Here is a 6,324-nt window from a genome sequence, read left to right as displayed (position 1 = left end):
TTGAACTTCGCCCTTTCATCCGCTTGACCAGGTCGCTCACTGATTTTGATGGCGGATACTCAATATGCAGATGCACATGATCCTTGCTGACTGCTCCTTTGAGAATTGTGACATCTTCTGCGTCACACACCTGGATAATCACTTCCCGGCATCGCTGTTGAATCTCACCTTTGAGCACCGCGTAGCGACACTTCGTTACCCAGACGATATTGACTGTAAACCGTGTAACCGTGTGACTTCCCCGTCGTTGTTCTGCCATGATGGTTTCTGTCACAGCTACCATCTTTGCAAATCTGCCTGAAGCCCTGGGAAATGTGTAGCAGCTAAAGCCTCCCACTAAAGTGGGTAGTTTTGACTAGCGTGCTGGGACAATAAATAACGTAACTGTCTGGCTTCTACACCCAGATATAACTCCAACTCCCCACTCCAACGCCAGCCATTAGAGTTGGGTGAAATTTGCTCATACCCATGCCCTACTAAACGAAATCCTTCAAACTCCAACGTTTCTGGTGAAAACCAGAAATACTCTGGTGTGCGGAATCGATCTTGATAAAGGGCTTTTTTGAGGGTTCGATCAGTGTTGGCTGTTGAGGTCGAGAGGAGTTCAATAATTAAGTTGGGGTAGTTGCCATCTTCTTCCCAAACGACCCAGGAATTACGGGGCTGCTTCTGGGTTTGTCTAACTAGAAAGAAGTCTGGACCTCTGAGGTCACGGTTTCTGAGCTGTTGACGGCTGAAGTAGATGGTGAGGTTGGCTCCAATGAAGAAATCGGTGCGATCGCGCCACAGAAATTCCAGGCAGGCGCCCAGAAGAGCCAGTTGAGCATAGTGGAGGGAACTTTCTATTTCTGGTTCGTCGCTTAAAAGCTGGCTACCATCAGGCATCATTGCCTCTAGTTGTTGAGCGGTTAACACCATTGGTTTGCCTTGCAATTACTTCTTAAAGTATGGGCGATCGCGATGCTTGAATTTGCGCCAAAACCATTGCCTACAGAGTGTCTGGGTCAATTCCGTGCTCCCACAGTTTTGTAAGTAGTTGCTCTCTTTGCCGTCGTTCATCTTCTACTTGCTGTTGAGCCTGCTCTGCTTGCTGTTGAGCCTGTTCTGCTGCCTCTTGGGGGGTAGAAACCAGTTCTCCTTCAAATGTGAAGTAACGCAATTGTCTTTTATGAACTCCTAGATAAAGTCCGAGTTGCTGACTCCACAACCACCCCTGTGAATTTAGTTACAGGGGTCGATATTGCCCACTAATCAGCGAAAATCCCTGAAGTTCTAGCGTTTCTGGATCAAACCAGAAATATTCGGAGGTACGGAAGATGTCTTGATAAAGTCGCTTCTTTAATCCGCGATCTATGCTTGCCGTACTATCGAACAAAATTTCTACAATGATATTTAGGATATTTGCCGCCTTCTGCCCACAACATCCAACTCTTACGAGGTTTACGCTCGGTATCTAGAACGACAAAAAAATCGGGACCACGAAAATCACGGGACTTGATTTGATCAGGGTTGAAGTAGATAGTGAGGTTGCCAGTGGCATAGAAATCGTTGCGATCGCGCCACAAGTACTCCAGGCATTGAATCAGCAGCACAATCTGCCGCAAGTGTAAATCGCTTTCCAAGGGCGGTTCATCGCTTTCTAAATCACTGGGTGGAAGGGGGATGTCCTCCCACGGCTCCTCTTGAAGGTTGAGGTCTTTGGCAAGGGACATATGCCAGTGGGGTTAATGTTGTCTGCCAGTTTAGTTGAAAGACAATAGCTACGTTGCGAAACTTCTATAGCGTTTCCTTTCTGGATGAGGTACATCTCATCTGTTTGAATCAAGGGTTCTAAAGCTATCCATGTACCTCACTGGGTTCAAAAACGCTATAGATTGCTCTACTTGTAAAGCAACCACAGTATCCATTCGTCGATTTCCAAGTCTTCCCTTACCACCGCTCAAATCAGTCATGACAAATATTTTGAGTTAACTGGCTTGTCCTCCTGCTGAATGATTCTGCTCAAACATCACGTTTAGCTAACCTCTAACCTTGGACTCCTGACTCCTGGCGGCTGACTTCTGTATGCTTATAGAGAGAGCAGAGGAAACATCATCATGCAGTCAGGTTGGCGGGTTGGCTCAATTTTCGGGATTCCCCTTTATATCGATCCTTCTTGGCTTATTGTGCTGGGTTTGGTGGCATTTCAGATGGGGTTGCCGTTACAAAGTAGTTTGGGGTTAACGGCGTATGCGATCGGCATTGTGATGTCGCTACTGTTGTTTGGCTCCGTGTTGTTGCATGAACTGGGGCATAGTCTGGTTGCGAAATCGCAGGGAATTAAGGTGAATGCCATTACCCTGTTTTTGTTCGGCGGCATTGCTTCTATTGATCAGGAATCGAAGACACCGGGGAAAGCGTTTCAGGTTGCGATCGCGGGTCCTTCTGTGAGTATTTCCCTCTTTATATTGTTGTTTGCTTTGTCGGTAGTGGTTCCAGTTGCACCGATTCCTTTGAAAGAACTCATCTGGACACTAGCAAGAATTAATTTGATTCTGGCACTGTTTAATCTGATTCCTGGACTGCCCTTGGATGGGGGACAGGTACTCAAAGCACTGGTCTGGAAGGTGACAGGTAGTCGGTTTAAGGGAGTGCACTGGGCAGCGACTTCAGGTAAATTGCTAGGGTGGTCGGCAATTATTTTGGGACTGTGGGCACTGTTTGTCTGGCAGTCCGGTTTAGGGCTTTGGATTGCTTTTCTGGGCTGGTTTGGGGTTCAAAATGCCAGCAGCTACGATCGCGTCACCGATCTTCAGGAAACGCTACTCAAGATTAAGGCAGGGGATGCCATGACCCGTGAGTTTCGGGTTGTGGATGCCGAGATCAGCCTGCGTCAGTTTGCCGATGAATATCTGCTGAATCCGGTCGGTCCTTCGGTCTATTTTGCGGCTTCGGATGGGCGTTACCGGGGCATGGTGATGGTCAACGACTTGAACGATATGGAGCGGAGTGAGTGGGAAACCCATGATCTGTACCGCATTATTCAACCGTTAGATCAAATTCCATCGGTGGAAGAAGGTAGTCGGTTAGTGGATGTGATCCAGATGATGGAAACCAGGCAAATTCCTCAGGTTACCGTTTTGTCACCTGCTGGCGCAGTTGCCGGAGTGATTGACCGGGGGGATGTGGTGCGGGCGATCGCAGAGCGGATGAATATCCCCATTCCCGAAACTGCGATTAAGCAAATTAAGGACGAAGGCACCTATCCACCAGGGTTTCAACTGGGGTCTCTGGCTCAAGCAGCCGCAGAGGCAGCGCTTCAGGAGCGTTCCCCTTCTACAGGGACTTGAGCAATAGTTGGCTGCATATAGTGACTGGCAATGAGGGCAATCATTAACCACCAGAGAGTATTAATTTCTGGACGGTAAATTACTGTGTCAAACAATCCGTGACCCAGCATACCAAACAGGGTCGCGATCGCTCCAATCAACCAGAACCCTTGACGGCTGGCAGCTTCTCGTAGCTGGGTCAGTTGTCTCCAACCGTGAACCACCGTAACCAATAGCAACCAGAGGAAGCAAGCCAAGCCAATGATCCCTGTCTCAACGGCGACTTCCAGGATCACGGAATAGGCACTCAACGCCGAAAAGCGGGGTCGCTGGTAAAGGGGGTAAATCCGGTTAAAGACTACGTTGCCGGGACCGATCCCCAGAATGGGACGGTCTTTGATCATTTCAATCACTGCCGTCCAGACATTAATCCGGAAGTTGTTGCTGCTGTCGCCGCGCCCAACAAACATACTACTGACGCGATCTCGCAGTGGCTCCACCACTAACACTGCCAGTACAATCGCCCCCATAAAGCCGCCCAAAACCAGGGGTAACGCCCAGATCCTCCAGAATTTGGGTAGGTAAATACTCCACCAGTAGATCAGGAGAAACAAAAGCACTACGCCTAAACAGACAAATCCGATCCAGGCTCCCCGGCTGTCTGTGAAATACAAACATGCCAGATTGATCCCTGTCATGAATAATGCCAGCAGTTTGGGACCCCAGTGCCGCCAAGCAAAGAACGCTACAATACCCAGCGCGATCGCAGGTAACAGGTAGCCCCCCAAGAGGTTGGGATTGCCGAGGTAGCTATACACCCGTCCCTTATTTGCCGTCTGAGAAGTGGGATCAACCCAGGTGGCAAGCTGCTTGACTCCGTAAATTCTCTGATAGATGCCATAGCTGCTAACCAACAGCGCCGTGTGTAAATATACCCCAATCACCCAGGAACGGATCCGGGGCGATCGCAGTATGCGCGCCATCAACGCAAACAGCAACAAGTACAGCGTCAGTTTAGACCAGCCCACAAACGCTGCACTCTTCACCGGAGACAGGGCAGTTGCGATCGTTGCGATACTCCAGTACAGCAGCACCAGCAAATGAATCGGAGTATTGGGTGACGGAAGATGGCTCACCAACGATAAAGCTGCTGCATCCCCGCCTCTGGTAGCTTGATTCGCATCGCCCTCATCATCCGATACCGTCAACAGCACCCAGTAAGCCCCACAGGCAACCAGCAATACCCCAATTAACGTACTGGAAATAAACGGTGCCAGCCCAAACACCAGGCAGACCAGGACTCCTCCAATCCAATCGGCATACTGCATCAGACGGCTACCTTTGCGCCAATTCCGCAGTAGCCCTACCAGGCGATGCAGGTAACTGGTACTCCACCACTGCTGGAGTGGCACCGTAGACAGCGTAAGCTGTTGCCAGAGAGAATTCATAGGCGATCGCAACTCCAAAGGGTCATCGGCTCATTTTAAAGGGGCGGCTCCCACTTTACCAAACCGTTCTCCGGAAAATACTGAGACCATTCGGTAATTACTGAAGGCGGGGAACATTTCCTCTGAAATTGTTTCTAGAATAGAAATAGGAGCCTGAGCTTCAGAGATGCGTGGTAAGAAGAATGATTTCTTCCAATCTCTAACTCCTAACTTCTAGCTCACGGCTCCTAGTCCCTCACTTCAATCAATCGATTGATTCCCTTATTTACCCAAGAGACTATCCTTATGGCTCAACGACTGAAGCGGTGGGAATCTCCCCGCCGGGAAGGACGAAATGATAAAGGCAAGGGCGGCTCTGCCCGTCAGCGTCAGAAACGCAAACAGTTCCAGGCACTACGCAAACGACTCAAAGATCAGTCCAGTCACCAGAATCACCACAGGGGAGGCAATGATGCCTCCCCTAATTTTTGCCCTGTCTTTTTGGCAGGGTACTAGGGCCTGTTTTAAAACCTTTTGGCATCATGGAGATAGTGCAGATGTACTGAGTAATTTCCATGATTCTCCCACCACAAAAGCAGATCCGTCGGGGTGAGATGACTGATCAGCAGTGGAATCAGATCAAGCCCCTGCTGCCCCCCCAAAAACCGCCTACTGGATGTCCTGCCAAAGACCATCGCACCATCATCAATGGCATCTTGTGGATTCTCAGAACGGGTGCCCCCTGGCGCGACTTGCCGAGTCGCGAGGGGTCGTGGTCAACTGTTTCTGGACGGTTTTACCACTGGCGCCAAATTGGTTTATGGCAGCAGATATTGAGCACCGTTGAGAGCCCAGCCGATGCCGAAGGTCAGCTCAAGTGGGCTATCCAGTTCGTAGATGGCAGTGTCATCCGTGCCCCCCAACAGGCGGCAGGGGCAAAACGGGGGGGCTAGACCCAGAGGCACCGCTCTCTGCCCTGGCGCAAGTCCAGATGCGGGAGGCGTTAGGACGCTCTCAAGGTGGCTTTACCACCAAAATTCATCGCCCTGGAGCAAGTACAGATTCGGGAGGCTTTAGGACGCTCTCAAGGTGGCTTTAGCACCAAAATTCATCGGCCCTGTGATGGCAACGGCTGACCGATCACGTTTCGACTGACCGTCGGCGAACGCCATGAAACGGTGGTCTTTGAGTCGTTGATGGGGCAAGGAGCGGTGAAACGCTCCGGAGCGGGACGACCTCGTTTGCGCCCGCAACGGGTGAGTGGGGACACAGGTGATAGTAGGGGCACAATTCGTCGCTATCTCCGACGGCGCGGCCTTCGCCTTACCAGTCCGCGCACAGACAACGAACGTCACAGAGGTAGGTTTGACACGTCTCTCTACCGTGAGCGCACCCGGGTGGAGCGATGTTTCAAACGATTGAAACAGGATCGTCGCATGGCAACTCGCTTGGAAAAGAAGGCTGAAAACTACCAAGCCCGGCTGACTCTAGCCTCGATCAGGATGTGGCGCTACTATTCAACCGGACCCGAGGGTCTGCCCCGCAAATTTCGCGAGGGTGAGGCCACGACAAGTGGTGCTGTCGATCGT

8 protein-coding genes and 1 pseudogene are annotated in these 6,324 nt (G+C 50.8%); 3 read left to right on the top strand and 6 right to left on the bottom strand.

Annotated elements, in window-relative coordinates; all coding sequences use genetic code 11:
- From tnpA to AC1S52_RS01675, 5 genes are all read right to left on the bottom strand, one after another.
- A partial coding sequence (gene tnpA / locus AC1S52_RS01695; protein WP_482027311.1) for an IS200/IS605 family transposase occupies positions 1-259 on the bottom strand: 259 nt, incomplete at its 3' end.
- Positions 260-336: 77 nt separating this feature from the next.
- Positions 337-918 carry a Uma2 family endonuclease gene (locus AC1S52_RS01690; RefSeq protein WP_482027310.1) on the bottom strand — a complete coding sequence of 194 codons (582 nt, stop codon included), beginning with the start codon at positions 916-918 and terminating at the stop codon, positions 337-339.
- A 70-nt stretch (positions 919-988) separates the two neighbouring features.
- On the bottom strand, positions 989-1,159 hold the full coding sequence (locus AC1S52_RS01685; RefSeq protein WP_482027309.1) for a hypothetical protein: 171 nt from the start codon (positions 1,157-1,159) through the stop codon (positions 989-991).
- A gap of 66 nt (positions 1,160-1,225) precedes the next feature.
- Positions 1,226-1,375: a hypothetical protein gene (locus AC1S52_RS01680; protein ID WP_482027308.1), complete on the bottom strand. Its 150-nt coding sequence runs from the start codon at positions 1,373-1,375 to the stop codon at positions 1,226-1,228.
- The gene (locus AC1S52_RS01675) at positions 1,365-1,712 is read right to left on the bottom strand and encodes a hypothetical protein (protein ID WP_482027307.1); all 348 of its coding nucleotides are present in this window, start codon (positions 1,710-1,712) and stop codon (positions 1,365-1,367) included. The genes AC1S52_RS01680 and AC1S52_RS01675 overlap by 11 nt, the downstream gene beginning before the upstream one ends.
- Before the next feature lie 384 nt (positions 1,713-2,096).
- On the opposite strand from AC1S52_RS01675, the gene AC1S52_RS01670 reads away from it, so the two are divergent.
- Positions 2,097-3,329 carry a site-2 protease family protein gene (locus AC1S52_RS01670; protein WP_482027306.1) on the top strand — a complete coding sequence of 411 codons (1,233 nt, stop codon included), beginning with the start codon at positions 2,097-2,099 and terminating at the stop codon, positions 3,327-3,329.
- Here the strand turns inward: AC1S52_RS01670 and AC1S52_RS01665 are convergent.
- A complete protein-coding gene (locus tag AC1S52_RS01665) occupies positions 3,299-4,756 on the bottom strand; it encodes an IctB family putative bicarbonate transporter (protein ID WP_482027305.1) in 1,458 nt (485 codons plus the stop codon). The two genes, AC1S52_RS01670 and AC1S52_RS01665, sit on opposite strands and share 31 nt — an antisense overlap.
- Positions 4,757-5,041: 285 nt before the next feature.
- Between AC1S52_RS01665 and AC1S52_RS01660 the strand changes: the two genes are divergently transcribed.
- Both AC1S52_RS01660 and AC1S52_RS01655 read left to right on the top strand, forming a co-directional pair.
- Positions 5,042-5,251 carry a hypothetical protein gene (locus tag AC1S52_RS01660; protein WP_482027304.1) on the top strand — a complete coding sequence of 70 codons (210 nt, stop codon included), beginning with the start codon at positions 5,042-5,044 and terminating at the stop codon, positions 5,249-5,251.
- An 83-nt stretch (positions 5,252-5,334) separates the two neighbouring features.
- Positions 5,335-6,243: pseudogene (locus AC1S52_RS01655) on the top strand (IS5 family transposase); the annotation flags it as partial.
- Between the last annotated feature and the right edge of the window lie 81 nt (positions 6,244-6,324).

It is taken from the genome of Kovacikia sp. CALU 1929 (assembly GCF_056784235.1).
Note: the sequence above shows the minus strand (reverse complement) of the source record. Positions and strands in the feature narration are given on the sequence as shown.

Bases quoted from the DNA above. Each gene is read 5' to 3' on its own strand.
- AC1S52_RS01690 (WP_482027310.1), bottom strand. From the start codon at position 918: ATGGTGTTAACCGCTCAACAACTAGAGGCAATGATGCCTGATGGTAGC.
- AC1S52_RS01675 (WP_482027307.1), bottom strand. From the start codon at position 1,712: ATGTCCCTTGCCAAAGACCTCAACCTTCAAGAGGAGCCGTGGGAGGAC.
- AC1S52_RS01670 (WP_482027306.1), top strand. From the start codon at position 2,097: ATGCAGTCAGGTTGGCGGGTTGGCTCAATTTTCGGGATTCCCCTTTAT.
- AC1S52_RS01665 (WP_482027305.1), bottom strand. From the start codon at position 4,756: ATGAATTCTCTCTGGCAACAGCTTACGCTGTCTACGGTGCCACTCCAG.
- AC1S52_RS01660 (WP_482027304.1), top strand. From the start codon at position 5,042: ATGGCTCAACGACTGAAGCGGTGGGAATCTCCCCGCCGGGAAGGACGA.